The following is a 22,009-nucleotide window of genomic DNA, read 5'->3' on the forward strand; positions in this document are numbered from 1 at the left end:
GCAGCCCTTCATTCAGGATCACGCCCGCCGTGCCGAAAGGCATGGTGGGCTTTTTTGCGTTCTGGGCGCAAGCTCGCACTTTGCCGGCATGCTCCGGCTGGAACAGTAGCCCTTAGCCCTTGGCCCGGCGGTTCTCGTTTTCGTGGCTGCCGATCCAGTGGGCTCGGATGCGGTCGCTGGCTTCAAGGTACGCCATGTCGATGAGGTAGGTCAGAAGCTTTTCGCCATCGGCCTCAGCCTTCTGGCGAAGCTCGCGCAAGATGCCCTGCGCAAACTGCAGGTTTTCCATTTTGCTCGGCTGGTCCATCGGTGCCCCCAATGTCTGCGTGGAAGTTTGGCTGACTATACTTGTACGAAGGTTGTCGGCTCGCTCGCGGCCAGGCGGCGCCCGGTTGCACCTGCGCTCGATCAATGAAGCTGTTGCACATCGCGCGAAAATGTCGATATTTTACGCCCCAAATCGGATGGCGAATATGCATGAAGACGAGGGCAGCACTCCCGACAAGCTGCAAGCCATGCTTGACGTGATTGCCAGGAGCGAGCCCGCGAGCGGGAGCGGACAGGCCGATCTCGGCAGGCTGCAGGCCGATGCCGCCAAGGCCGCCAACGTGCTGATCGAATTCTACGGCGACGCCGCGCTCGAGCGAGCCAAGCTTATCGAGCGCCGCTCGCCCCACTCGCATTTCGCGCGCTTGGTGACGGCCGAGATCGGCAGGCGCGGCAGGCTTCCGCCCAGAAGCTAGCCCGGAACCCGGCCGAGAAACTGACAAAGATCGCCTCAGGACGATTTGCGCCTCCTCGATCTCTCGCCAAGTCTTTGCAGGATCTCTTCCTCGATGTTGTCCAGCAGGTAGGAAAGCATGTCGTCCTCGATCGACTGCGCGATTTCCCTGGCCTGCTCGACATGGTCGTGGATTTCGCGCAGCGAGTGATCCTCGCCCGCGGCATCCTGCGTCAGGTCGATGAACCAGCCGGGATAAAGCGCTGCCTCGCCCATGTCATCGACATAGCACTGGCCGACGGCAAGGATTTTGCGCAGCCCCATCTTTTCCGAGCGGACCTTGTAGACCTCGCGGAAACCTGACCTGCGCTCGATCGCCTTGCGGATCGCCAGCCGAACCCGCGGCCGATCGTCCCGCTCTATGCTTTGCATGCACCGCTCCAGCGGCGCGCCGTGCGAGAACTCCTCGAGCGTCAGGTCGAAATAAGCGGACAGATTCGCGTCCCCATAGACGCGGTCGCGCTTGATGTCCCAGGTCCAAAACCCGTCGATCGGTGGATACCGCATATGCAGGTTGCGGCTGCGTTGAGGCGCCAGTGTCATGAAAACCGCCCCGTTCGGTTTCAGGATTCGCCAGTACTATGTCTTAAAATCAAAAAGAAACAAAGGTGAGTTTTTGTACAAGGCAGGAAAATGATTGGGCCTGCCGCTTGCTTGCATAGCTACGCCGCATAGTTGGCATCATCCAGGAAATACGGATGGTGAAAAATTTTCTCTGGCCGAAACAATTTTCATTTCCGTGTCGCAAATGAAGCCGGTGCTTCACGCGCGAACGAAGCTTTCAAATCTAAGACAACATCAAAAGCTGTGTTCGCCCGGACGCAACGCCTGGCTGGACATACTATCCATCTTGTAAGGCCGGCGCGGCAATGCTGGTGTTGCCTGAGCCGCGCCGGCCGAAGCGGCCTCCAAACGGTTTCGCCGCGCCGGGGATGCTAGCGGCCGCTGCCGCGCCGGCAAACCGACCGTTGGTTGAAAATGCCCGACTTCCAGAAAAAGACAAGGCCCTCGCGCTCAGCGTCCGGTCGTTCAGGGGCATAGGCACCAGCTCGGTGGACCGATGCGTCCTTGCTCTGCGACTTAAGGCTTACTGCCATTCAGCATTTAGGCTGATTTGCGATACGGCTCGCGCACGGTCTCCGGCTCGGCATCATCGGCCGCCGACTCAGCGACGGTCCTGTCACGCTCGAATTGGCTCGCCTCGGGCAGAGGATGCAACCACTGCTCGCGCCGACCGATCCACAATTCGTAGCTGGGCTCAAGCCCTTCGGTCGGTACGACATCCAGGCTGCCGATCATCACCTCGGCCTCGTCCTCGCGGACCGACGGCAAGCGGCTGCCGCAGGTTGGACAGAAGCTTCGCCCGCCATAGGTGCTGGTGATACCCGCGCTTTCGAATGCCTGGCGCGGCCATATGGCAAAAGCCTGATACGCCGATCCGCTGGTCTTGCGGCAGTCCTTGCAATGGCAAAGTCCCACCCTCAGCGGCTCGCCGGTTACCCGGAACTGGACACCGCCGCACAGGCAGCTGCCGCTACGCATGACATCGTTGAACATGGCCGTTCCTCCTGCAGCCGGGACATTGGTGTCACCATCCGCTACAATTCGCATGCTGCCTCAACTGTTCCACAGCGGGGTCGCAACGTCGCTCAACCGGGGAAGTCGAAGACCGGTTCCTCGCAGCGGTAGACGCGGCATGGACCGTCACGAGTCGGAACCGCGACCGACATCGGGACTTCCGGCCAGTCGCACTCATTGCCGAATTGGCGCACGAAACGATCATAAGTGTTGGGCCCGGTGGTCAGCACCGCGGCATGCCGGCGCTGGATCAGCGCCTGCGTCTCGCCACAGGTCATGGCGCGTGTGTCGGGCCGCGCATCGGCGGCGCCCACGGTCCATAATATCGTGCCGGCAACAAGGGCGTTCGTCAGGCTTTTCATCGAGGCGCCAGCTTTCAGTGATCGCTTTTGCGGTACGAATATGGCTCGCCGCCAGAACACCGCAAGGCTTTTGAACAGCAAGACGCCGCCGATGACGATGTCTGCGCAACCGACCTTGTCGCGGTCGGACGGACGGCGAAGCGACGGTCAGCGCGACGTCGGTAAGAACCCGGTCAGGCATTCTGGCCTCCGGATCCGCCGCATTCAAGGCAGACCACACTGTGTCCCGGACAGCTCAGCCGGTGCGTTCCTTCCGGGCAGCAATGGCCGTTGGAGGCGACCCAGCGGTCGCAAATGAAAATTTTCCTGGCGCCATGGCAGCGCCGGCATTCAGCCGAGGGCATCAGATTCTCGTTTGGCGAGACGCGATGCTCCGCTTCAACGACCGCGTTCATCCATTTAGTCCCCAACGACTGGATTGTCGGTCCTGTTTTTCGCAAGACATTACATTAGCTATTCGAGATATAAAAGCCCCGGACGGATGACGAAAGTTTCATCCCTCGACGCTTTCCCTTTGCGCTGCCATTGCTAAAGCTCGTCCGGCAAAGAGCGCCCGAGCAGATTCCGCCGGGCGAGGGCAGGCAACGGGATCCTCCGGCAATGACATGGACCGGCGCGGGAGCGCTTTTCATCCTGGTAGCCACCTATGCCGGCGTTGCCGTCGGCCGTATTCCGGGCTTCAGGCTGGATCGCGCCGGCATCGCGCTGCTCGGTGGCGCCGCCATGATCGCCATCGGCGCGATCGGCATGGAGGATGCCTACCGCGCCATCAATTTCGACACGATCACGCTTCTGCTCGGCATGATGATCGTGGTCGCGCATCTGAAAGTGTCGGGCGCGTTCCGGGCGCTCGGCGGCTTCGCCATTGAGCATGCGCACGCGCCCTTCATGCTGCTCGTCATGGTGACGCTTCTGACCGGTGTGCTTTCGGCCTTTCTGGTCAATGACGCGATCTGCCTGGTGATGGCGCCGATCGTCGTCCACGTCACCCGCGTCATCCGGCGCAACCCGGTTCCCTACCTGATCGCCACCTGCACGGCCTCCAACTGCGGCAGCGTCGCCACCATCACCGGCAACCCGCAGAACATGGTGATCGGCGCGCTCTCGGGCATTTCCTATCCGGCCTTCACGGCGGCGCTCGCGCCGGTGGCGCTGTTCGGCCTTGTCGCCGTCATCGTCATTGTCCGCATCGTCTACCGCGGCGAATTCTCTCGTCCCGCCGAGCTCAGCCCCGAGGTCTATCGCGGCCGCATGCTGCCGGGACAGGTGCTGAAGGCGACCATCGTCTGCGTGGTGCTGGCGATCGCCTTCTTCGCCGGCGTGCCCGTCGCCAAGGCGGCGCTCATTGCCGGCGCTTTCCTGCTCGTCACCCGCGCGATCAAGCCGCACCGCATCTACCGCGAGATCGACGGCCCCCTGCTCTTCATGTTCGCCGGACTGTTCGTGGTCGTGGCGGGCGCCGAGCGCACGCTGCTCACCCCCGACATGATCGCCTGGGCGAAGAATATGGGCCTCGACGATGTGTGGCGGCTCTCCGGCTTCACCGCGGTGCTTTCCAACGTCATGAGCAACGTGCCGGCGGTGCTGGCGCTGAGGCCCTTCATCCCAGGCCTCGAAAACCCCCATCGCGCGTGGCTGGTCGTGGCGATGAGCTCGACGCTCGCCGGCAATTTCACGCTGCTCGGCTCCGTCGCCAACCTCATCGTCGCTGAGCAGGCGAGGGCGGCGGGCAAGGAGCTGTCTTTCGCAGCTTTCTTCAAGGTCGGTTTGCCGCTGACGCTGTTGACGCTGGTCTTCGGCACGGCGTGGCTGGCGCTCACTTCGTAGCCGTTGGAACATGCCCAAGATGATATTGCTCAACTGCGCGACGTCCGTCGAGCCGGCTGTGACGGTGGACACCACGGCGATCACGCCGGAAAACGCCAAGCAGCTGGCGGGGAGAATAGGGCAGGGTTCTGCTGAGAGGTGAGTGCGACAAGGCCCATGGAGCCTTGTTTTTGTTTTCAGGCCCGGTTAAGCCGCCGCGCAATCAATCGAAGGACGACACAAGTGAGCGAACCGACCGTGGCCGAAGCGACCGAAAGCATCTATGCCTCGATCCGCGCGGACAACGCCGACATCGATGCGCATATCGCGACGCTCAAGGCGGCGATGGCGCGGGAAGGGCTGAAACAGGCGGTGTTCGAGCCGGCCAAGCTGGCGCACAACAACCGCGCGGGCCGCAAGCTGATGCAGGCCTATTTCCGCCAGCGCGGCGTGACCGTGACGTTTTCGAGCTAGGGCCGCGCGCCGACCGGGCGCCGCTATTGCGACGAGGCTCCGCAAGGGGCTTTTTTGGGGCGTGGCGGCACCGCGCGGCTGCCTAAGGGCAATCGGCCGATGTGATTGGCTGCCCGAGTTGGCTTCGCTCATGTCGGTACGCGCGGCCGGCCCTTTGCCTGTTCAGGTCAATCGCACGCCGCCACGCTCTTCAGCGCCTGGGCGCGCGAAAGTCTGGGCAAATTCCCGATCCTTCGAACGGCGGCGTAGAACCTTGGATAGTCGCCGGAGCACAAGTCGAACAGGCGAAGAAACGCCGGAACCTGTTCGCCATAGACGGCAGTCGCGGCGAGCTTTGCGTTGTTGATCGGGCTATCGAACCAGGCGTCATAGCCCCGGTATCCGGCCCAGCGCGTATCGCGCATGCGCCGGTAGCGCATCCGCAGCCTGTCGATCGCGGCTGCTTTGGCAGCGGCCATCTGCTGCGGGCTACGCGGACTTCCATAGACTTGCCGCAACTCGTCCCGGGTTTTCGCTATCAGTCCGAGAAAATCGGCGCTGCGCTTGCGATTGGCTTCGTAGCGGCGCAATCCCGCGCGATTGCCGGTGGCGCGGAGCCATTTCCTGACGCCGGTGGTTTCGACCGAAACCGCGAAAGCCTCGTTGAACGCGGAGTCGCCGTTCACATAGATTCTCTGATGCGCCAGCTCATGGAAGATCAAGCTTGCGAGATAGGTGTCGTCCTGACGCAGCATGGTGCTGAGCAGCGGATCGCTGAACCATCCGAGCGTGGAATATGCGGTGACGCCCGAGACGTAAACGTCCAGCCCCTGCCGCTGCAGTTCGGCAGCGCTCTCAGCCGCCGATTTCCGGGAAAAGTAACCCCGGTACGGAACGCAGCCGAAGACCGGAAAGCACCATGTTACGGGCGTGAGCGAGAATTGCGGCGCGGCAAAAACCGCCAAGGTCACAGCGTCCCGGCCGATGTCGACATAGCTGCTGTAACTGCTGTTTTCGGGCAGCGCCAGTTCATCCGTGGCAAAGCGGCGTATGGCGGTCGCCGACGTCAGCTTGACGCGCAATGCCTCCGGCGTTGCGGGGTCGCGGATCAGCTTGCCGACATTCTTGCGCGCCGCCATGATCTCAACATGGCCCTCCAGCGACTGCGCGTAATAGGAAATGCTGGTGCACCCGGCCACGCCGGCCGCCAGGATCGCCGCGGCAAGCAATCGAAAAACGCGCCTCACAGCCTGCCCACCGCCTGTTCGTCTCCCCGTGGAGTAAGTGTCCCCATTTGACCCCGAGTCTCAAACAGGCCCGCCGATCTTCGTCAAGACCTGGTGGGACGTCACGGGTCGGACTTCGGCAGGATCGGCAACGCCTCAGAGCTGACATCGGTGCTGACCAGGTCCATGCCGCTCACGAGATGCAAGGCATCAATCGTCGGCGGCATTCAAGCTTGGAGCACGATGCAGGTATCGAGTCCTGATGCGAAGATGCCAGCCCCTGGCCTCGCCACGACGACAGATAGGGCGTATAGTTGCAGACGGCCGGCTCGGACCTGACACGCCGGCGCATTGAGAGCGGGAGACGTCGCTTCAACTAGGGCGCACTTCCAACTCGGGGGGTGTTCCACGCGCTCTCATCATTGCCCGCCGCGTCCGGCTTCTGCTTTGCGCGATCGCGGTCGCTATTCGCATTTACTCACTGAAGGAGAACTGAGCTTTTCACTGGAGGAGAAGTGATCATGCATTACCTTCCCAGACGTGAATTCATGGTTCGAGGAGGGGCAACCCTCGTGGCGCTGGCGTCCTTTCAATCGCGGATTGCCTATGCTTTTCCAACCCGGGCCGGCGAGGAAGTCATCAAATGGCTCGATCAGCTGCCGCCAAACCCGGTTCCGCAAGTCATCAAAAATCAGTTGGTGTGGGAGGATCTCGATTCCTGGGTGACGCCCAACGACAAGTTCTTCTCAATCGCGCATTTCGACCGGCCGGTCATCGACGAAAGCACGTGGAAGCTCGAAATTGGCGGGTCCGTCAAAAAGCCGACTGCCCTGACGCTCGCCGACATCAAGGCTCGAACGCGCCAGGAAGTCACGTTCACGGTCGAATGTTCGGGCAATACTGGCCTGCCGTTCTTCAATGGCGGGATTGGCAATGCTCGCTGGGCGGGCACGCCGCTCGCCCCGATCCTTATGGAGGTCGGCGTCCTCGACAGTGGCATCGAGATTGTCTTCTGGGGCACCGATAAAGGTGAAATCAAGCGAGCCGACGACGTCAAGTTTACGCAGAACTTTGCGCGCAGCATGTCGCTCGCCGACGCCTTGGACCCCAAAAACATCCTTTGCTACGAGATGAACGGCACTGCCTTGCCTGCCGATAACGGGTTCCCGCTGCGGCTGATTGCGCCGGGCTGGTACGGGATCGCGAACGTGAAATGGCTCAAGCGTATCGAAGTGAGGGACCAACGCTTCGTGAACCAGTTCATGGGACGCGATTATGTCACGCTGCGCGAGGAGGAGCACAACGGAGAGACGGTATGGATGGAAACCTCTGTCGGGAGGGCGCGCCTGAAGTCTGCGCCGGCCCGGGTCACTCATATCGGCAATGATTACCGGATCGTCGGGGCGGCCTGGGGAGCGCCGATCGAGCGGGTCGATGTGAAGATCGATGACGGCCCATGGATGCCGGCGACCATCGACGAAACCGAAAAGGCGGACTTCGCTTGGAAGATATGGTCCGTCGACTGGCCCAAGCCCTCCGCTGGAGAGCACACAGTCACCTCGCGCGCCGTTAGTACCGGAGGGCAGGTCCAACCCGCAATGGACGATCCCATCATTGCCAAGAAGCATACCTACTGGGAAAGCAACGGTCAGGTGACGCGACGCATCGGCATTCACTGACCAGCGGGAAGTCAATAAAACCCTCTCACATCGATGTGACCCCATGCTTTTGGCATGGGGTCATGACGTCGATCGGGCCGGCTGTGACGGTGGCGACCCACGCGGGAGAACGCCTCTGCCGGCGGGTTGAGCCGCCTTATGGCATCATCCTGGCCTGATGGGCGCTCATCGGAGGCATGTTCAGGTTGAGATGGGCCATGATCCAGACCGAGCCGATCACGACCAGCGCGACGATCAGCACGCCGAAGGCGAGCGCCAGCACGTTGTTGGTGTTGTCGGGCCCGGTGGTCAGGTGCAGGAAGAAGACCAGATGCACGCCCATCTGCGCGATCGCCAGCACCACCAGGGCCGAGATCACCGCCGGCTGGTAGATCATGCCGGTCTGCGCGGCGAGGAAAGAGGCGATGGTCAGCAGGATCGCCAGGCCGAAGCCTAGCAGGTAGCCGGACAGCCCTCCCGCCAACTCGTGCTCGCTGATGCGCTCCTCGCCCGGCGCCGAATCGCGGCGGTCGAGTTCCTCGTCGGTCCGGCTGTCGATGTCGCTCATGGCGACGCTCCCAAGAGATAGACCAGGGTGAAGATGGCGACCCAGATAATGTCGAGCGCGTGCCAGAACAGGCCGAAGCAGTGGAGCCGGCGCAGTATTTCCGGCCGGAAGCCCTTCACCCAGAGCTGCGCCATCATGGTCCCGAGCCAGAGCAGGCCGAGCCCGACATGGGTACCGTGGCAGCCGACAAGGGCGAAGAAGGCTGACAGGAAGGCGCTGCGCGAAGGGCCTGCCTGCTCGCTCGCCATCACCGCGAATTCCTGCACCTCCAGGAACAGGAAGGCAGCGCCGAGCAGGCCGGTGACCAGAAGCCAGAACTGGGTGGCGGCCATCGACCGGCGCTGCGTCGCGAGCGTCGCCAGCCCCCCTGTGAAGCTCGATGTGAGCAGAAGCCCCGTTTGCGCCGCAACGCGCGGCAGCTCGAACAGCTCCTTACCGGATGGCCCGCCGGCGGTCGCCGTCGACAGGACCGCATACGCGGCGAAGAAAGCCGAGAACATGATGATGTCGGACAGGAGGAAGATCCAGAAGCCGTAGGCCACCGTGACGAACTTCGAGGCCGGGCCGCCCTGGCCGTGGCCGGTCGCCGAGAGCAGGCCGTGGCCGTGTCCCCCATGACCGTGTCCCCAATGGCCATGCCCGCCGGACCGTCCAACCCGGTAGGGATCGCGCGCCGCGCTGCCGGCCGCTATGTCGCTCATGCCACGCGCTCCCGTCTGCGCAGCCAGGCAAGCTGTGCGGCCCTGCCGTCGCGGTCTATGCGCTCGACTTCCTCCGCGGAGACTTCGTAGTCGCCGTGCTCTCGCCAGGCGAAGACGACGAAAGTGATATAGGCGCCGATGAAGCCGACGATCGCCAGCCACCAGATGTGCCAGATCAGGGCGAAGCCGATCAGCGTGCTGAAGAAGGCGGTGACGAAGCCGGTCGGGCTGTTGCGCGGCATTTCGATCGGCTCATAGCTTTCGTCCTCGCCGGGCCTTTGCTCCTCCATCGCCCGCTGCTTGATGGTCCAGTAGGGTTCCTCGTTCTCGACATGCGGCAGCCGCGCGTAGTTGAAGAAGGGCGGCGGGGAGGATGTCGACCATTCCAGCGAGCGGCCGTCCCAGGGGTCGCCCGTCTCGTCGCGCAATTCGTCGCGATGCCTGATCGAGACGACGAGCTGCGCGACCTGGCAGGCGGCGCCGACGATCATCACCGCTATGCCGAAGGCCGCCACGACCAGCCACGGCGTCCACAGGTCCATGTCGATATGCTGGAGACGGCGGGTCATGCCGAGCAGGCCGACGATATAGAGCGGCACGAAGACCAGCACGTAGCCGGCAAGGGTGAACCAGAACGCGGCCTTGCCCCAGCCCTCATGCAGCCGGAAGCCGAAGGCTTTCGGGAACCAGTAGGTGAAGCCGGCGAAGGCGGCGAACAACACGCCCGAAATGATCACATTGTGGAAATGCGCCACCAGGAAGAGCGAATTGTGCAGCATGAAGTCGGCCGGCGGAACGGCGAGCAGCACGCCGGTCATGCCGCCGATGATGAAGGTGGTGACGAAGCCCAGCGCCCACAGCATCGGCGTGTCGAAGCGCACGCGCCCGCCATACATCGTGAAGAGCCAGTTGTAGATCTTGACCCCGGTGCCGACCGCGATGACCGAGGTGGCGATGCCGAAGGCGGCATTGACGTCGGCCCCGGCGCCCATGGTGAAGAAGTGGTGCAGCCAGACCATGAAGGAGACGATGCAGATGAACAGCGTCGCGGCGACCATCGACCGGTAGCCGAACAGCGGCTTCGATGAAAAGGTCGAGAAGATCTCGGAATAGATGCCGAAGGCGGGCAGCACCAGGATGTAGACCTCCGGATGGCCCCACGCCCAGATCAGGTTCATGAACATCATCTGGTTGCCGCCGGCTTCGTTGGTGAAGAAATGGAAGCCGAGGTAGCGGTCGAGCGTCAGCATGGCGAGCGTGGCGGTGAGGATCGGGAAGGCCGCGACGATCAGCAGGTTGGAGGCGAGCGATGTCCAGCAGAACATCGGCATGCGCAGATAGCCCATGCCCGGCGCGCGCATCTTGAGGATGGTGGTCGCCAGGTTGACGCCGGTGAGCAGCGTGCCGACGCCGGAGATCTGGATCGACCAGAGATAATAGTCGACGCCGACGCCCGGCGAGTAGGTCGTCTCCGACAGCGGCGCATAGGGCAGCCAGCCGGTGCGCGCGAACTCGCCGACGACGAGCGAGATGTTGACCAGGAGCGCGCCGGTCGCCGTCAGCCAGAAGCTCACCGAATTCAGCGTCGGGAAGGCGACGTCGCGGATGCCGAGCTGCAGCGGCACGACGAAGTTCATCAGCCCGATGACGAAGGGCATCGCGGCGAAGAAGATCATGATCGTGCCGTGGGCCGAAAAGACCTGGTCGTAATGCTCGGGCGGCAGGTAGCCCGGCCCGTGGATGGCGAGCACCTGCTGCGTGCGCATCATCACGGCATCGACAAAGCCGCGCAGCAGCATCAGCGCCGCCAGAACGATATACATGACGCCGATGCGCTTGTGGTCGACCGAGGTTATCCATTCGTCCCAGAGATAGGGCCAGTATCCTTTCACCGTGACCCAGATCAGCACCGCGGCGGCCGCCAGGAAGACGACAAGCGCGGCGCCCAGCGGGATGGGCTGATCGAAGGGGATGGCAGACCAGTCGAGCTTGCCGAGCATCGTCATCCTCCCGCTTTCGGCTGCGGCTGTTGGGCAGGCGCCGGCGTCCCGGTCTTGGGCCGGGCCTTGGGGCTTACCTGCGGCTCGCCGGCCGCGGTTTCGGCGGGACCCGGACCGGGCGGCAGCGTCTGGCGCACGATCGCGTCGAACAGGCCGTCCTGCACGACGCCGAACGAGGCCGGCGGCACGTTGATGCTCTGCCGGGCAAGCTCGCCATAGGCGCGGGCGTTGAGCACGCCGCCGGCGCCATGCAGCGAAGAGGCCCAGCGCGCAAATTCGTCCGGCGGGACGGCGCGCACGCGGAAATTCATGTCGGAAAAGCCATCGCCGCTGAAATGCGCCGACAGGCCGAGATAGTCGCCCTCGCGGTCGGCCTGCAGGTTGAGCTCGGTCTGCATGCCGTTCATGACATAGATCATGCTGCCGAGCTGCGGCACGAAGAAGGTGTTCATCACGCTGGCCGAGGTCAGCTTGAAACGTACGGGAACGCCGGCCGGGATGACCAGCTGGTTGACCGTTCCGACGCCCTGGTCGGGGTAGAGGAACAGCCATTTCCAGTCGAGCGCCACCACCTGGATGTCGAGCGGCGGCTGGCTGGAGGCGATCGGCCGGCGCGGGTCGAGATGGTAGGATCCGTAATAGATCAGACCGCCGAGGAAGAGGATGGTGAGCGTCGGGATCGACCAGACGATCAGCTCGATACGCCCCGAATAGGTGAATTCCGGCTCGTAGCGGGCGTTGCGGTTGGAGGCACGGAACATCCAGGCAAACAAAAGCAGCGCCACCAGCGTCGGAATGACGATGACCAGCATGACCGCCAGCGAGTTGAGCAGGATCGTGCGGTTGCCCGCCCCGATCGGGCCCTGCGGGTCGAGCACCCCGCCCGCGCAGCCGGAGAGCGTTGCGATCAGGCCCATCCAGAGCGGCGAGCGGCCTCGCCTCGGTCTAGGGAAGGAAAGCACTGGAACGGATCATGCTTGGCGCGAACGGATCGGCGGGACGTCTTGACTGTGGGCGGCGCGTCGTCGACGCCGCTGGGCCGCGGCGCGGCCGGAAACAGACTTCGCGGCCAGTCCGGCTGGGCCGTGATCCTTCAAAAGCTCGCGCCTGCGAGGGTCGCGTTCTGCGGCAGCTTTCATCTGAAGTCTCCCCGTGTGCAGAGGCACTTCCGCCATATACCGTACGACTGCTGAACACGGCTGCCAACCCAAGCAGTTGCCGCTTGTTCCGCAAAAGGCGGTGTTTTGCCCGATGGCTGGACGGGCCGCGGAAGACATAGGGCGCGGCTCCTGCCTGACCAGACGCCGTCTGGGCATGCTCGCGCTCGCCGATCGCCCGCCAGGATGGTGACAAGGCGCGCGGCGCGTGCATTGTACTGCGCAGGCAATTGCAGCCGACCTGCGGAGGAAGCCTTGTCCGAGATTGCAACCATCCTTTCCATCCTTGGCGTTTTCCTGCTGGGGGCGATGAGCCCGGGGCCGAGCTTCGTCGTCGTCTCGCGCATCGCGGTGGCCGGCGAGCGCACGGATGGCCTAGCGGCGGCGATCGGCATGGGCATCGGCGGCTTCATCTTCGCCATCATCGCGGTCGCGGGCCTGACCGCGCTGCTCGTCCAGGTCGCCTGGCTGGACATTTTCCTGCGCGTCGCCGGCGGCGCCTATCTGCTGTGGATCGGCATAAAGATCTGGCGCGGCGCCAATCAGCCGATCGAGATCGCGAACGATGCCTCGGCGCGCGCCGGCTCGTTCTGGCGGGCGCTGTGTCGCGCGCTTCTGGTCCAGCTTGCCAATCCGAAGACGGCGATCTTCTACGCCTCGATGTTCGCGGCCATGCTTCCGGCCTCGCCGCCGCTCTGGATGCTCTTGGTCCTGCCGCCGCTGCTTTTCCTCAACGAATTCGTCTGGTACGCGGTCGTCGCCTTCGCCTTTTCCTCAAGCCGGCCGCGCGCGGCCTATCTCGGCACCAAGCACTGGATCGACCGCGCCGCCGGCGCCGTGGTCGGCGCGCTGGGGATCAAGCTGATGTGGGAAGGCATGGCCGCCGCGCGGCGGGGTTTTGCCGGGTGAGGTGAGGTCGAGGCCCGAGCGGGCAGGCAACATCTCTCGCCGAGATCGTGAAACCTTCTGATTTTTGAGCCGTTGTCGGCTGATGTCCGAAGCAAAGCTCAAGCCAAGATCGGCCGACGGCGCGCAGCCGCGCGGTGCCGGGAAGTCGCGCCTCGCAAAGACGGGCGCAGCGAAAGCACCCCCGGGCAAGACGCGGCCGGAAAAGTCGCCGCCGGAAAGCTTGCACCCGGAAAGACCCCGCGAAGAGAAGCCGCACCCGAGGCAATCGCTCGAGCAAGAGGAGCCGGCCGAAGCCACGCCGGAGGCCGTCGGCGAGCCGGCGCCGCCGCCGCCGGAATCCGTCGAGCCCGGTCCGAAGCTGACGCCCGAGGAGGCCGAGCAGGCGCGCAGGAAGTACCTCTTTAGGCGGTTCTGGATCAGCGGGCGCGGCTACTGGGGCCGGAATGGCGACAAGCTCGCATGGCCGTTTACGATTGGGCTGCTGGTGCTGATCTGCGTCAATGTCGGCTTCCAGTATGGCATCAATGTCTGGAACCGCGCCTTCTTCGACGCCATCGAGCAGCGCAATGTCCACACCGTCTATATGCTGAGCGCCGTCTTCGTGCCGCTGGTTGCCGGAAGCGCCAGCCTCGTCGTCGTTCAGGTCTACCTGCGTATGACGATCCAGCGCCGCTGGCGCTCCTGGCTCACCACATCTGTCATCGCGCGCTGGCTGGCCAGCGGCCGCTACTATCAGCTCAACCTCGTCGCCGGCGACCACTCGAACCCCGAAGCCCGTCTCACCGAAGATCTGCGCATCGCCACCGAGTCCCCCGTCGATTTCATCTCCGGCGTCCTCAACGCCTTTCTGGCGGCCTCGACCTTTATCGTCGTGCTGTGGACCATCGGCGGCGCGCTCACCTTGCCGCTCGGCCGCGAGAGCATCACCATCCCCGGCTTCCTCGTCGTCACCGCAGTCATCTATGCCGCCATCACCTCGACCTCGATGGTGGTCATCGGCCGCCATTTCGTGCAGCTTTCGGAGCGGAAGAACCAGGCGGAAGCCGAATTCCGCTATACGCTGACGCGCGTGCGCGAAAACGGCGAAAGCATCGCGCTGCTCGGCGGCGAGGCGGAGGAGCGCAGCGGAATCGACCGGAATTTCGGCCATGTGCTGAGGCAATGGGCGCTGCTGACCGGACAGCACATGCGCACCGCGATTGTCTCGCAAGGGTCGATGCTGTTCGCGCCGGTGGTGCCGGTGCTGCTCTGCGCGCCGAAATTCCTCGAAGGCTCGATGTCGCTCGGCCAGGTCATGCAGGCGGCCTCCGCCTTTGCCATCGTGCAAGGCGCGTTCGGCTGGCTGGTCGACAATTATCCGCGCCTGGCCGATTGGAACGCCTCGGCGCGCCGCGTCGCTTCGCTGATGATGTCGCTCGACGGGCTGGAGCGCGCCGAAGAGAGCGAGTCCTTCGGGCGCATCCGGCGCGGCGAGACGCAAAACGGCGCGATGCTCAGCCTGGACGATCTCTCCGTCACCCTCAACGACGGCACCGGCGTGGTCAAGGAGACGAAGGTCGAGATCAACCCGGGCGAGCGGGTGCTGGTCGCCGGCGAATCCGGCACCGGCAAGTCGACGCTGGTGCGGGCCGTCGCGGGCCTGTGGCCCTGGGGCGGCGGCAGCGTCAATTTCCATGCCGGCAAGCGGCTGTTCATGTTGCCGCAACGCCCCTACATCCCGACCGGCACGCTGCGGCGCGCGGTCGCCTATCCGGCCGCCGCCGACAACTGGACGGTGGAGGAGATCGACGCCGCCCTCGACAAGGTCGGCCTCGGCTACCTGCGGGACAGGATCGAGGAAGAGGCGCCGTGGGACCAGACACTCTCCGGCGGCGAAAAGCAGCGCCTCGCCTTCGCGCGCCTGCTGCTGCACGAGCCAGACATCGTCGTGCTGGACGAGGCGACCTCGGCGCTGGACGAGAAGAGCCAGGACAAGATGATGCAGACGGTGATCCAGGCATTGCCCAAGGTCACCGTCATCAGCGTCGCCCACCGCGCCGAGCTGGAAGCCTTCCACAGCCGCAAGATCACGCTGGAGCGCCGCGAGGGCGGCGCGAAACTGGTCAGCGATGTGGAGCTGGCGCCGCGCAAGGGCAAGCGCAACGTGTTCGCGCGGGCGCTGTGGGGGAGCGGAGCGAGAGGAGGCCAGGCCCGCTGAGGCGGCATTAAGGCAAGGGCGGCAAGAGCGTCCCGAGATGGTGATCGGACCGCAGGGGTCGCACTTCCGCCAGGCGGCAACCTTGACGTCACCAGAGGCCCGGTCTGTAATCGCCGCAGGCCAGGGAGAGGCGACCCCATGGAAAAGATCATCCTCGACTGCGATCCGGGGCACGACGATGCCATCGCCATCCTGCTTGCGGCCGGCAACCCGAATATCGACCTTCTCGGCATCACCACGGTTTCGGGCAACCACAATGTCGAGAACACCACGCGCAACGCGCTCTCCGTCTGCACGGCCTACGGCATAAAGGTGCCGGTGGCGAAAGGCTCTCCCGGACCGCTGATCATCGACCAGGTGCTGGCCGTCGAGATCCACGGCGAGACCGGGCTGGACGGCCCGGAGCTGCCGCCCGCCTCGTTCGAGCTCGACCAGCGCCATGCCGTCGACTTCATCATCGAGACGGTCATGGCGCATGAGCCGAAAACCGTCACGCTGGTGCCGGTCGGGCCCTACACCAACATCGCTCTAGCCGTGCGCAAGGAGCCGCGCATCGTCGAGCGGGTGAAGCGGGTCGTCGCGATGGGCGGAAGTTTCACGCGCGGCAACATCACGCCGGCGGCCGAGTTCAACGTCTATGCCGACCCCGAGGCCGCCGACGTGGTGTTCCGCGCCGCTTGGGACGTCACCATGGTGGGGCTCGACCTCACGCACCAGGCCTTGGCCACCCCCGACCTGCAGGACAGGGTGCGCGCCGTCGGCGGGCCGATCGCCAAATTCATCCTCGACATCTGGGAATTCATCGCGACCACGCATGGCGGCCTGCTGCAGATAGCCTATCCCGCCGTCCATGACGCCTGCTGCGTGGCGGCGATGATCGATGCAGGCGTCTTCACCACCGAGAAGGCCGATATCCGCGTCGAGCTTGCCGGACGCTGGACCAAGGGCATGACGGTCTGCAATTTCGAGAAGCTGGGCGGCATGCGCCATTTCGGCGGCACGGCGAGCGAGCAGGTCGATTTCCGCCACACCGTGGCGATGAAGCTCGACCATGCGAAATTCTGCGACCTGATCGTCGATGCGCTCGAGCGCCTCACCAGTCAAAAGGCGTGAGGCGCTCCAGGGGCAAGGCCTAGCCGGCCCTCACAGCAGGAACGATTGCCTGTCGCGCAATGTGGCGCTGATGGCGGCGATGCCGGTCTCGATCTCGCGCTTGTTGGCCAGGATCGCATCGCCGGCCGCACCCTCGACCATCGATCGCAACAGGTCGGCCTGGCCGACCAGCACCGCGTCCTTGTCGGCCAGCGCGATGAGCGTTGCGGCTTCGAGCCGGTAGCGCGGGCGCCTTGCCGCCCTGGGCGACTCTCAAGCCTCCAGGCCGGCGCCGGCCAGGAAGTGGGGGAGAATTGGCCCGGCGAAGCCGAGACGGCCATTTCGACGAGAGCCCGGCGTCGGCATCAGCAACCGGCGCTGGCACGGTGGTGTCCTTGTTCTGTTGCATTTTAGTTGAAACTAATTTGAAAGTTACCCGTTAGCAGCGCGTAGGCGAGCTCAAACTTGCCCTGCTGTCGACAGCTAAGTTGAAAGGAGAAGTCCTAAGCCTTTTTCAGTGCTTGGCGTTGCCGAGACCGCTTTTCTATCATCCGTCTTTCGAGCGGCCTCCAGCCGCGCCGGTCACCGCCGAGGCCGATGCCTGGCAGGGCGAGAAGTCGCCATCGCTCGGCACGCATTCGCGCGACGAAGGCTTCGCAGACCGCTGTCGAGCGGACGCTCGATGAGGAGCCACACAAGGTTGGCCTTGGAACAAAGGTCTGGCCATGAAAAAATACCTAGCAGCCGCACTGGCGATCGCCATCCCGATCGGGCCTGCCTCGGCGCTTGACGTCGGCGTGGGCGGCAAGGTCGGCGGCATCGGCGTGGGCGCCGGGTTGGGCGCCGGTTCGCAAGGCGTGTCGGCGGGCGTGGGCGCCAGTGCCGACGGTGTCGGCGGCGCAAACGTCGGCGCATCGACCGGCGGCGGATCGCTCGGCGTCAATGCCGGCGGCAATCTGGGCAGCACCAGCACAGGCGTGTCGACAAGCGTGGGCGCCGCCGCCGCGGGCGACGATCCTTCCGCCGTCAGCGGATCGGCTGCCTCTGCGCAGAACCCGGCCGCGGTGCCGACAGCCCCTGCTTTGGCCAAGAGCGCGACGCAGACCATTGTGCTGCCTCCAGTGCTGAGGCCCTCCAGATCCGCCGGCGGCGACCTCCGGCGGGGCACCAAAGGCTATCGCATCGCGCCGCTGTCACCTCCGAAGGCGATACGGGGCACGCCGGCCGCCGTGGTGCGCGCCTGTCGCGCCGCGATCACGGCGGCCGCCAAGCCCCTCGGCGCCGTGCGTGTTTACACGGTCAGCGCCGGCCCCTTGCGTCAACGCCGAAGCGGGCTCAACGCGCCGATCGAGGTGCGCATAGACTATGACAGGCGAGGCGGCATCGAAGTGAGGCAGGCGAAAGTCGGCTGTCGCCTAAATGCGAAGGGCACGGTCACCGCGGTGATTTAGGGCAAAGGCAGAACGGCCGTTGCCATCCTTCCTGCCGGTTGCAACCTCGGCGGTTTGGCAATTCCTCGCCCCCACAAGGTGGCGAAGAGATGGCCCGGCAAAGCCGAGCAAGGGAGCGCCATATCCGACAACCCTGCCGACCGCAGGCGCAGACCGCGGCCGGCTGCAGACAAGGCGCCCGCGCTTCGGCTAGAGTTCCGCCGGGCGCAAAAAAATCATCGAAGGGAAGCATCGCGATGAACGAAGTCAGGCCGATCGCCGAGATCGCCAGCTATCACGCCCATATCTACTACGGCGGAGAGGCCGAGCGGCGGCATGCCGAATGGCTGCGCCAGCGCATCGCAGAGCGCTTTCGCGTGCGCCTCGGCAACTGGCGCGACGAGCCGGTCGGCCCGCACCAGCAAGCCATGTACCAGGTCTCCTTCGCGACCGAGATTTTTGCGACGCTGGTTCCCTGGCTGATGCTGAACCATGGCGGCCTAAGCATCCTCATCCATCCCAACACCACCAACCCCAAGCGCGACCACCTTATCGACCCGATGTGGATCGGACGCGCACTGCCGGCGAAGGGCGAGGTGCTTGGCGAGGAGGACGAGGCGGAGGATGCGCTGGAGGTGAATACCGAGCCGACGCTGGGGGTGTGAGGGGGGCGCGGCGATCTCGTCACGATGGCGTGAGGGGCCTCTGGCCGTCGGAGTTGTTGATTGACTGGCCAACCGCGGTGTGGCGAATTCGCGCCGATGGTTCCCTTCGGGGATCAAAAGGGAACGCGGTGCGGAGAAATCCAAAGCCGTGGCTGCCCCCGCAACTGTAAGCGGCGTGCCGTTTTCACGATGCCACTGGCTGCATGGGCCGGGAAGGCGAAAGCGGCGGGAATCCGCGAGCCAGGAGACCTGCCATCATGGACGTCAAAGCAGAACATCGGACGGGGTGATCCGGTGTGCGCGCCTGGCCGGAGGGCGGGGCGAGTTCCCTGCGATGACAGGCAACGTCAAAGGCAGAACCATGCTGATCCAACTATCGAAAATGCTGAACAAAAGCTCGCCGGACCTGAAAGCCAAGCTGATTACAATCTACAGCGCACTCGCCATTCTCAACGTCGGGGCGTGGCTGTGGGCTTTCGTCGCCTTCCACGACAAGCCGACATTGCTTGGCGTCGCTCTCGTCATATACGGCCTGGGCTTGCGCCATGCCGTCGACGCCGACCACATAGCGGCCATCGACAATGTCACGCGCAAGCTGATGCAGAACGGCAAACGGCCGGTCTCAGTCGGCTTCTTTTTCGCACTCGGCCATTCGACGATCGTCGTCATCGTCGCTGCGGCTATCGCGGCGGCAACGTCCCTGCTCGGCCGTTTCCAGAGCCTTCAGGAGATTGGCGGCACGATCAGTACCGGCGTTTCCGCACTCTTCCTGCTCGCCATCGCGGCGATGAACATCGTCATCTTCTTCTCGATCTACAGAAGCTATCGGCGGGTGCGGGCCGGTGGGGCGTTTGTCGAGGAGGATCTGGACCTGCTGCTCAACAATCGCGGCTTCCTGGCGCGCGTCTTCCGCCCGATGTTCCGGCTGGTGTCGCGCAGCTGGCACATGTTCCCACTTGGTTTCCTCTTCGGCCTTGGTTTCGACACCGCGACCGAAGTCGCCATGTTCGGCGTGTCCGCGGCACAAGCGGCCAAGGGCGTGCCGTTCGAAGCCATTCTGGTCTTCCCGGTGCTTTTCGCGGCCGGTATGTCACTGGTCGACACGACCGATGGTGTGATGATGCTCGGCGCCTATGAGTGGGCCTTCGTCAAGCCGATCCGCAAACTGTACTACAACATGACGATCACCCTGGTGTCGGTCCTTGTCGCAGTACTGATCGGCGGCATCGAGGCGCTCGGCCTCATCGGTGACAAGTTTGGTCTGTCGGGCGGCTTCTGGAACGGCGTCGGCACGCTCAACGACAATTTCAACAATCTGGGCTTCGCCATTATCGGCATCTTCATCGCCGCCTGGGCGATCTCCTACGTCGTCTATAAGGCCAAGGGGCTGGATGATGTGGAGAGCGCATCCGCAGCAAAGAATTCATAAGCCGCCGGCGGCGGCTGGCTGCAGCAGGCCAGCCGCATCTCTCTGCCATCAGATCCCGGCGGGCTGCCAGCCTGCCTCCTTGAAGCGCCTCGGCAACAGGAAGCCGACGGCGGCAAAGGCGACGATCGCCAGCCCCGTCAGCGGTGCCCGGCTTGACATTTTTGTTCCCATTTTGTTCACTGTTGGCCAGACAGCAACAGGAGATCGCCGGCCCGTGCGCACGCGCTTCAAAGGCATGCTGAGGACCCGTAGCCCAAGCCTTTGGAAGTGTGACGGAATTCTGCGCTTGGATAAGCCAGGGGTTAAGGCCTGGGATAAGCCCCATAATCCATAAGCCAGAATCCAGAGTCCAAATATCCAGAGTCCAGAACAGAAAAGCTGGCGCTTTTCTGTTCGAAAAAAGGCCGGGAAGGGAAAGCAAAAAAAGGGAGCAGCGCAGGCCAGCGACGTGCGGCGATACGGCAGGCTCGGCGGCGCAGCGGGTCCCCAGGCGTTGTGGCCGGCCGTCGGGTCGGTCTCCTCAGGATGCAGCCGCCCTCACGTCAGCCCGGCGATCTGCTCATCGCCGTCCAGCTCCGCCCCACGGGCGACAACCACGTTGGCGAGCGGCGCCGAGAGCGTCCAGCGAACGAGGCCGGGCAGCCGTTCCATGGAGGCGCTGCCGGAGAGGCTGGTGGGGACGACGCGCTGGAGAACGACGCTGCCGAAGCCTTTGTGCGGCTTGGCATCGGCGGCCGCGGCAGGTTCAGAAAAATGTTCCTCCCAGACCAGCTCGAAATCGCTGCCTTCGGGGGCCGGGGCTACCCGCCAGTCCATCCGCACGGTTCCGGCGTCGCCGGCCAGGGCGCCGTATTTCGTCGCGTTGGTGCCCAGCTCATGCAGCGCCATGCCGATGTTCTGCACCGCGTTCAGCCGCAGCGTCACGTCCGGTCCGGATGGCGAGATGCGCTCTTCGTGTCCGAACGGCCGCAGATGTTCGCGCACAAGGTCGGCCATGCCCGCGCCGCGCCAGTCGTTGAGCACCAAGAGGTCGTGCGAGCGCGACAGCGCCATGATGCGTTCGCGGATCTGGTGTTCGAACGCGCGCGGGTCCGTCGCGCGTTTGCTCGTCTCGCGGATCATGGAAAGGATCACGGCGTACTGGTTTTTGACGCGGTGGTTCACCTCGCGCATCAAGAGTTGGATCTGCTGTTCGCTCGCCCGTTTTTCGGTGATGTCGGCGGCCATGCCGAACCATTCCAGGATGCTGCCGGTGTCATCGATGATCGGGATTGCCCGTGAGGTGGTCCAGCCGGCGGACCCGTCGGCGCGCCGCACCCTGTGCTCGAGCTCGAACACGCCGCGCTCCATGATGGCGCGCTCGATCGCCGCCTGGATGCTCGCCTGGTCTTCCGGGAACAGGTATTCGTCGCGCCAGCGGATCGCCGGCCCCTGAGCGCTCGACAGGAAGCCGCGGCCGTCCAGCTCATGCATTTCCTGCCAGTCCGGGCTCATCCGATAAACCACGTCGGAGCTGGCATTGACCAGCGCGCGAAACCGCTGCTCGCTTTCGCGCACCTTTGCTGCCGCCAGCACCCGGGCCGTGGTTTCCGAAACGATGCAGAGCACGGCTTCAACCGTGCCGTCCTGCGCCCGCACCGCGGAATAGGAGATGTCGAAATACACCGTCTCGCCGACCAGGCCGGACAGTTCGATGTAGAAAGGCCGGTCCCTGGCCGAGAACGTTTCGCCGGTTTCGAGAACGCCGCGCAGCAGCGGCTCGAGGTCGGTCCAGAGCTCGGACCAGTTTTCCTCGGCGGGGCGGCCGAGCGCCCGCGGATGCTTGTCGCCGATGGTCGGCGCGTAGGCGTCATTGTAGAGCGCGACAAACTCCGGCCCGCAGAAAAGCACGATCTGGGCTTCGGCGGCGAGCATCAGGTCGACCGTCGTCCTCAGGCTGAGCGTCCATGTCTCGATCGGCCCGAGCGGGCTTTCCGACCAGGGATATTCACGAATGA

General features: G+C 64.2%; 21 protein-coding genes and 1 riboswitch. Of the genes, 10 read left to right on the plus strand and 11 right to left on the minus strand.

Annotation, left to right across the window (positions count from 1 at the left end):
• Positions 1 to 112: 112 nt before the first annotated feature.
• Positions 113 to 307: a hypothetical protein gene (locus tag CK215_RS25345; RefSeq protein ID WP_095778310.1), complete on the minus strand. Its 195-nt coding sequence runs from the start codon at positions 305 to 307 to the stop codon at positions 113 to 115.
• 166 nt (positions 308 to 473) lie between these two features.
• Here CK215_RS25345 and CK215_RS25350 point away from each other — a divergent pair, with 166 nt between their 5' ends.
• Positions 474 to 743: a hypothetical protein gene (locus tag CK215_RS25350; RefSeq protein ID WP_095802591.1), complete on the plus strand. Its 270-nt coding sequence runs from the start codon at positions 474 to 476 to the stop codon at positions 741 to 743.
• Between the two features lie 35 nt (positions 744 to 778).
• On the opposite strand, the gene CK215_RS25355 is transcribed toward CK215_RS25350, so the two are convergent.
• The 3 genes from CK215_RS25355 to CK215_RS25365 all read right to left on the minus strand — a co-directional run bounded on the left by CK215_RS25355 (position 779) and on the right by CK215_RS25365 (position 2,721).
• Positions 779 to 1,324 carry a hypothetical protein gene (locus CK215_RS25355; protein WP_141245529.1) on the minus strand — a complete coding sequence of 182 codons (546 nt, stop codon included), beginning with the start codon at positions 1,322 to 1,324 and terminating at the stop codon, positions 779 to 781.
• Between the two features lie 561 nt (positions 1,325 to 1,885).
• Positions 1,886 to 2,338 (minus strand): GFA family protein, encoded by a 453-nt coding sequence (locus CK215_RS25360; protein WP_095832523.1) that lies wholly within the window; start codon positions 2,336 to 2,338, stop codon positions 1,886 to 1,888.
• A 92-nt stretch (positions 2,339 to 2,430) separates the two neighbouring features.
• The gene (locus tag CK215_RS25365; protein WP_095802588.1) at positions 2,431 to 2,721 is read right to left on the minus strand and encodes a hypothetical protein; all 291 of its coding nucleotides are present in this window, start codon (positions 2,719 to 2,721) and stop codon (positions 2,431 to 2,433) included.
• Between the two features lie 600 nt (positions 2,722 to 3,321).
• Between CK215_RS25365 and CK215_RS25370 the strand changes: the two genes are divergently transcribed.
• Together CK215_RS25370 and CK215_RS25375 are read left to right on the plus strand one after the other, a co-directional pair.
• The gene (locus tag CK215_RS25370) at positions 3,322 to 4,548 is read left to right on the plus strand and encodes an anion transporter (RefSeq protein WP_095832524.1); all 1,227 of its coding nucleotides are present in this window, start codon (positions 3,322 to 3,324) and stop codon (positions 4,546 to 4,548) included.
• A 222-nt stretch (positions 4,549 to 4,770) separates the two neighbouring features.
• Positions 4,771 to 5,001 carry a hypothetical protein gene (locus CK215_RS25375; RefSeq protein ID WP_067325155.1) on the plus strand — a complete coding sequence of 77 codons (231 nt, stop codon included), beginning with the start codon at positions 4,771 to 4,773 and terminating at the stop codon, positions 4,999 to 5,001.
• Between the two features lie 167 nt (positions 5,002 to 5,168).
• On the opposite strand, the gene CK215_RS25380 is transcribed toward CK215_RS25375, so the two are convergent.
• Positions 5,169 to 6,227: an aminopeptidase gene (locus CK215_RS25380; RefSeq protein ID WP_095832525.1), complete on the minus strand. Its 1,059-nt coding sequence runs from the start codon at positions 6,225 to 6,227 to the stop codon at positions 5,169 to 5,171.
• A 500-nt stretch (positions 6,228 to 6,727) separates the two neighbouring features.
• On the opposite strand from CK215_RS25380, the gene CK215_RS25385 reads away from it, so the two are divergent.
• Positions 6,728 to 7,885, plus strand: a complete 1,158-nt coding sequence (locus CK215_RS25385; protein WP_095832549.1) for a sulfite oxidase — start codon at positions 6,728 to 6,730, stop codon at positions 7,883 to 7,885.
• Between the two features lie 136 nt (positions 7,886 to 8,021).
• On the opposite strand, the gene cyoD is transcribed toward CK215_RS25385, so the two are convergent.
• Genes cyoD through cyoA form a run of 4 tightly spaced genes read right to left on the minus strand, consistent with a single transcriptional unit; the run spans position 8,022 to position 12,050 of the window.
• Positions 8,022 to 8,432: a cytochrome o ubiquinol oxidase subunit IV gene (gene cyoD, locus CK215_RS25390; protein WP_095832526.1), complete on the minus strand. Its 411-nt coding sequence runs from the start codon at positions 8,430 to 8,432 to the stop codon at positions 8,022 to 8,024.
• Positions 8,429 to 9,133, minus strand: a complete 705-nt coding sequence (locus CK215_RS25395) for a cytochrome (ubi)quinol oxidase subunit III (protein WP_067325148.1) — start codon at positions 9,131 to 9,133, stop codon at positions 8,429 to 8,431. The genes cyoD and CK215_RS25395 overlap by 4 nt, the downstream gene beginning before the upstream one ends.
• The gene (cyoB, locus tag CK215_RS25400) at positions 9,130 to 11,133 is read right to left on the minus strand and encodes a cytochrome o ubiquinol oxidase subunit I (protein WP_170950379.1); all 2,004 of its coding nucleotides are present in this window, start codon (positions 11,131 to 11,133) and stop codon (positions 9,130 to 9,132) included. The genes CK215_RS25395 and cyoB overlap by 4 nt, the downstream gene beginning before the upstream one ends.
• 2 nt (positions 11,134 to 11,135) lie before the next feature.
• Positions 11,136 to 12,050 (minus strand): ubiquinol oxidase subunit II, encoded by a 915-nt coding sequence (gene cyoA, locus CK215_RS25405; RefSeq protein ID WP_095832528.1) that lies wholly within the window; start codon positions 12,048 to 12,050, stop codon positions 11,136 to 11,138.
• A gap of 549 nt (positions 12,051 to 12,599) precedes the next feature.
• Here cyoA and CK215_RS25410 point away from each other — a divergent pair.
• From CK215_RS25410 to CK215_RS25420, 3 genes are all read left to right on the plus strand, one after another.
• A complete protein-coding gene (locus tag CK215_RS25410; protein ID WP_245418802.1) occupies positions 12,600 to 13,199 on the plus strand; it encodes a LysE family transporter in 600 nt (199 codons plus the stop codon).
• An 82-nt stretch (positions 13,200 to 13,281) separates the two neighbouring features.
• On the plus strand, positions 13,282 to 15,396 hold the full coding sequence (locus CK215_RS25415) for an ABC transporter ATP-binding protein/permease (protein ID WP_095832529.1): 2,115 nt from the start codon (positions 13,282 to 13,284) through the stop codon (positions 15,394 to 15,396).
• A gap of 138 nt (positions 15,397 to 15,534) precedes the next feature.
• On the plus strand, positions 15,535 to 16,509 hold the full coding sequence (locus tag CK215_RS25420; protein WP_095829067.1) for a nucleoside hydrolase: 975 nt from the start codon (positions 15,535 to 15,537) through the stop codon (positions 16,507 to 16,509).
• A gap of 30 nt (positions 16,510 to 16,539) precedes the next feature.
• Here the strand turns inward: CK215_RS25420 and CK215_RS31430 are convergent, their stop codons facing one another.
• Positions 16,540 to 16,683 (minus strand): hypothetical protein, encoded by a 144-nt coding sequence (locus tag CK215_RS31430; RefSeq protein WP_156752689.1) that lies wholly within the window; start codon positions 16,681 to 16,683, stop codon positions 16,540 to 16,542.
• Between the two features lie 530 nt (positions 16,684 to 17,213).
• Here CK215_RS31430 and CK215_RS25425 point away from each other — a divergent pair.
• The 3 genes from CK215_RS25425 to CK215_RS25435 all read left to right on the plus strand — a co-directional run bounded on the left by CK215_RS25425 (position 17,214) and on the right by CK215_RS25435 (position 20,012).
• The gene (locus CK215_RS25425) at positions 17,214 to 17,939 is read left to right on the plus strand and encodes a hypothetical protein (RefSeq protein ID WP_095832530.1); all 726 of its coding nucleotides are present in this window, start codon (positions 17,214 to 17,216) and stop codon (positions 17,937 to 17,939) included.
• Between the two features lie 236 nt (positions 17,940 to 18,175).
• The gene (locus CK215_RS25430) at positions 18,176 to 18,583 is read left to right on the plus strand and encodes a DOPA 4,5-dioxygenase family protein (protein ID WP_095832531.1); all 408 of its coding nucleotides are present in this window, start codon (positions 18,176 to 18,178) and stop codon (positions 18,581 to 18,583) included.
• Between the two features lie 80 nt (positions 18,584 to 18,663).
• Positions 18,664 to 18,855: riboswitch (cobalamin riboswitch) on the plus strand.
• A gap of 89 nt (positions 18,856 to 18,944) precedes the next feature.
• Positions 18,945 to 20,012 (plus strand): HoxN/HupN/NixA family nickel/cobalt transporter, encoded by a 1,068-nt coding sequence (locus tag CK215_RS25435; protein ID WP_095832550.1) that lies wholly within the window; start codon positions 18,945 to 18,947, stop codon positions 20,010 to 20,012.
• Between the two features lie 537 nt (positions 20,013 to 20,549).
• Here CK215_RS25435 and CK215_RS25440 read toward each other — a convergent pair.
• Positions 20,550 to 21,926 carry an HWE histidine kinase domain-containing protein gene (locus CK215_RS25440; protein WP_210201691.1) on the minus strand — a complete coding sequence of 459 codons (1,377 nt, stop codon included), beginning with the start codon at positions 21,924 to 21,926 and terminating at the stop codon, positions 20,550 to 20,552.
• Positions 21,927 to 22,009: the final 83 nt, after the last annotated feature.

The organism is Mesorhizobium sp. WSM3864, from assembly GCF_002294955.1.
Taxonomy (GTDB): Bacteria; Pseudomonadota; Alphaproteobacteria; order Rhizobiales; family Rhizobiaceae; genus Mesorhizobium.

Excerpts from the sequence above, each read along its gene's own strand:
- CK215_RS25345 (WP_095778310.1), bottom strand. The coding sequence starts at position 307 with ATGGACCAGCCGAGCAAAATGGAAAACCTGCAGTTTGCGCAGGGCATC.
- CK215_RS25350 (WP_095802591.1), top strand. The coding sequence starts at position 474 with ATGCATGAAGACGAGGGCAGCACTCCCGACAAGCTGCAAGCCATGCTT.
- CK215_RS25355 (WP_141245529.1), bottom strand. The coding sequence starts at position 1,324 with ATGACACTGGCGCCTCAACGCAGCCGCAACCTGCATATGCGGTATCCA.
- CK215_RS25360 (WP_095832523.1), bottom strand. The coding sequence starts at position 2,338 with ATGTTCAACGATGTCATGCGTAGCGGCAGCTGCCTGTGCGGCGGTGTC.
- CK215_RS25365 (WP_095802588.1), bottom strand. The coding sequence starts at position 2,721 with ATGAAAAGCCTGACGAACGCCCTTGTTGCCGGCACGATATTATGGACC.
- CK215_RS25370 (WP_095832524.1), top strand. The coding sequence starts at position 3,322 with ATGACATGGACCGGCGCGGGAGCGCTTTTCATCCTGGTAGCCACCTAT.
- CK215_RS25385 (WP_095832549.1), top strand. The coding sequence starts at position 6,728 with ATGCATTACCTTCCCAGACGTGAATTCATGGTTCGAGGAGGGGCAACC.
- cyoD (WP_095832526.1), bottom strand. The coding sequence starts at position 8,432 with ATGAGCGACATCGACAGCCGGACCGACGAGGAACTCGACCGCCGCGAT.
- CK215_RS25395 (WP_067325148.1), bottom strand. The coding sequence starts at position 9,133 with ATGAGCGACATAGCGGCCGGCAGCGCGGCGCGCGATCCCTACCGGGTT.
- cyoB (WP_170950379.1), bottom strand. The coding sequence starts at position 11,133 with ATGCTCGGCAAGCTCGACTGGTCTGCCATCCCCTTCGATCAGCCCATC.
- cyoA (WP_095832528.1), bottom strand. The coding sequence starts at position 12,050 with ATGGGCCTGATCGCAACGCTCTCCGGCTGCGCGGGCGGGGTGCTCGAC.
- CK215_RS25410 (WP_245418802.1), top strand. The coding sequence starts at position 12,600 with ATGAGCCCGGGGCCGAGCTTCGTCGTCGTCTCGCGCATCGCGGTGGCC.
- CK215_RS25415 (WP_095832529.1), top strand. The coding sequence starts at position 13,282 with ATGTCCGAAGCAAAGCTCAAGCCAAGATCGGCCGACGGCGCGCAGCCG.
- CK215_RS25420 (WP_095829067.1), top strand. The coding sequence starts at position 15,535 with ATGGAAAAGATCATCCTCGACTGCGATCCGGGGCACGACGATGCCATC.
- CK215_RS25425 (WP_095832530.1), top strand. The coding sequence starts at position 17,214 with ATGAAAAAATACCTAGCAGCCGCACTGGCGATCGCCATCCCGATCGGG.
- CK215_RS25430 (WP_095832531.1), top strand. The coding sequence starts at position 18,176 with ATGAACGAAGTCAGGCCGATCGCCGAGATCGCCAGCTATCACGCCCAT.
- CK215_RS25435 (WP_095832550.1), top strand. The coding sequence starts at position 18,945 with ATGCTGATCCAACTATCGAAAATGCTGAACAAAAGCTCGCCGGACCTG.
- CK215_RS25440 (WP_210201691.1), bottom strand. The coding sequence starts at position 21,926 with ATGCTCGCCGCCGAAGCCCAGATCGTGCTTTTCTGCGGGCCGGAGTTT.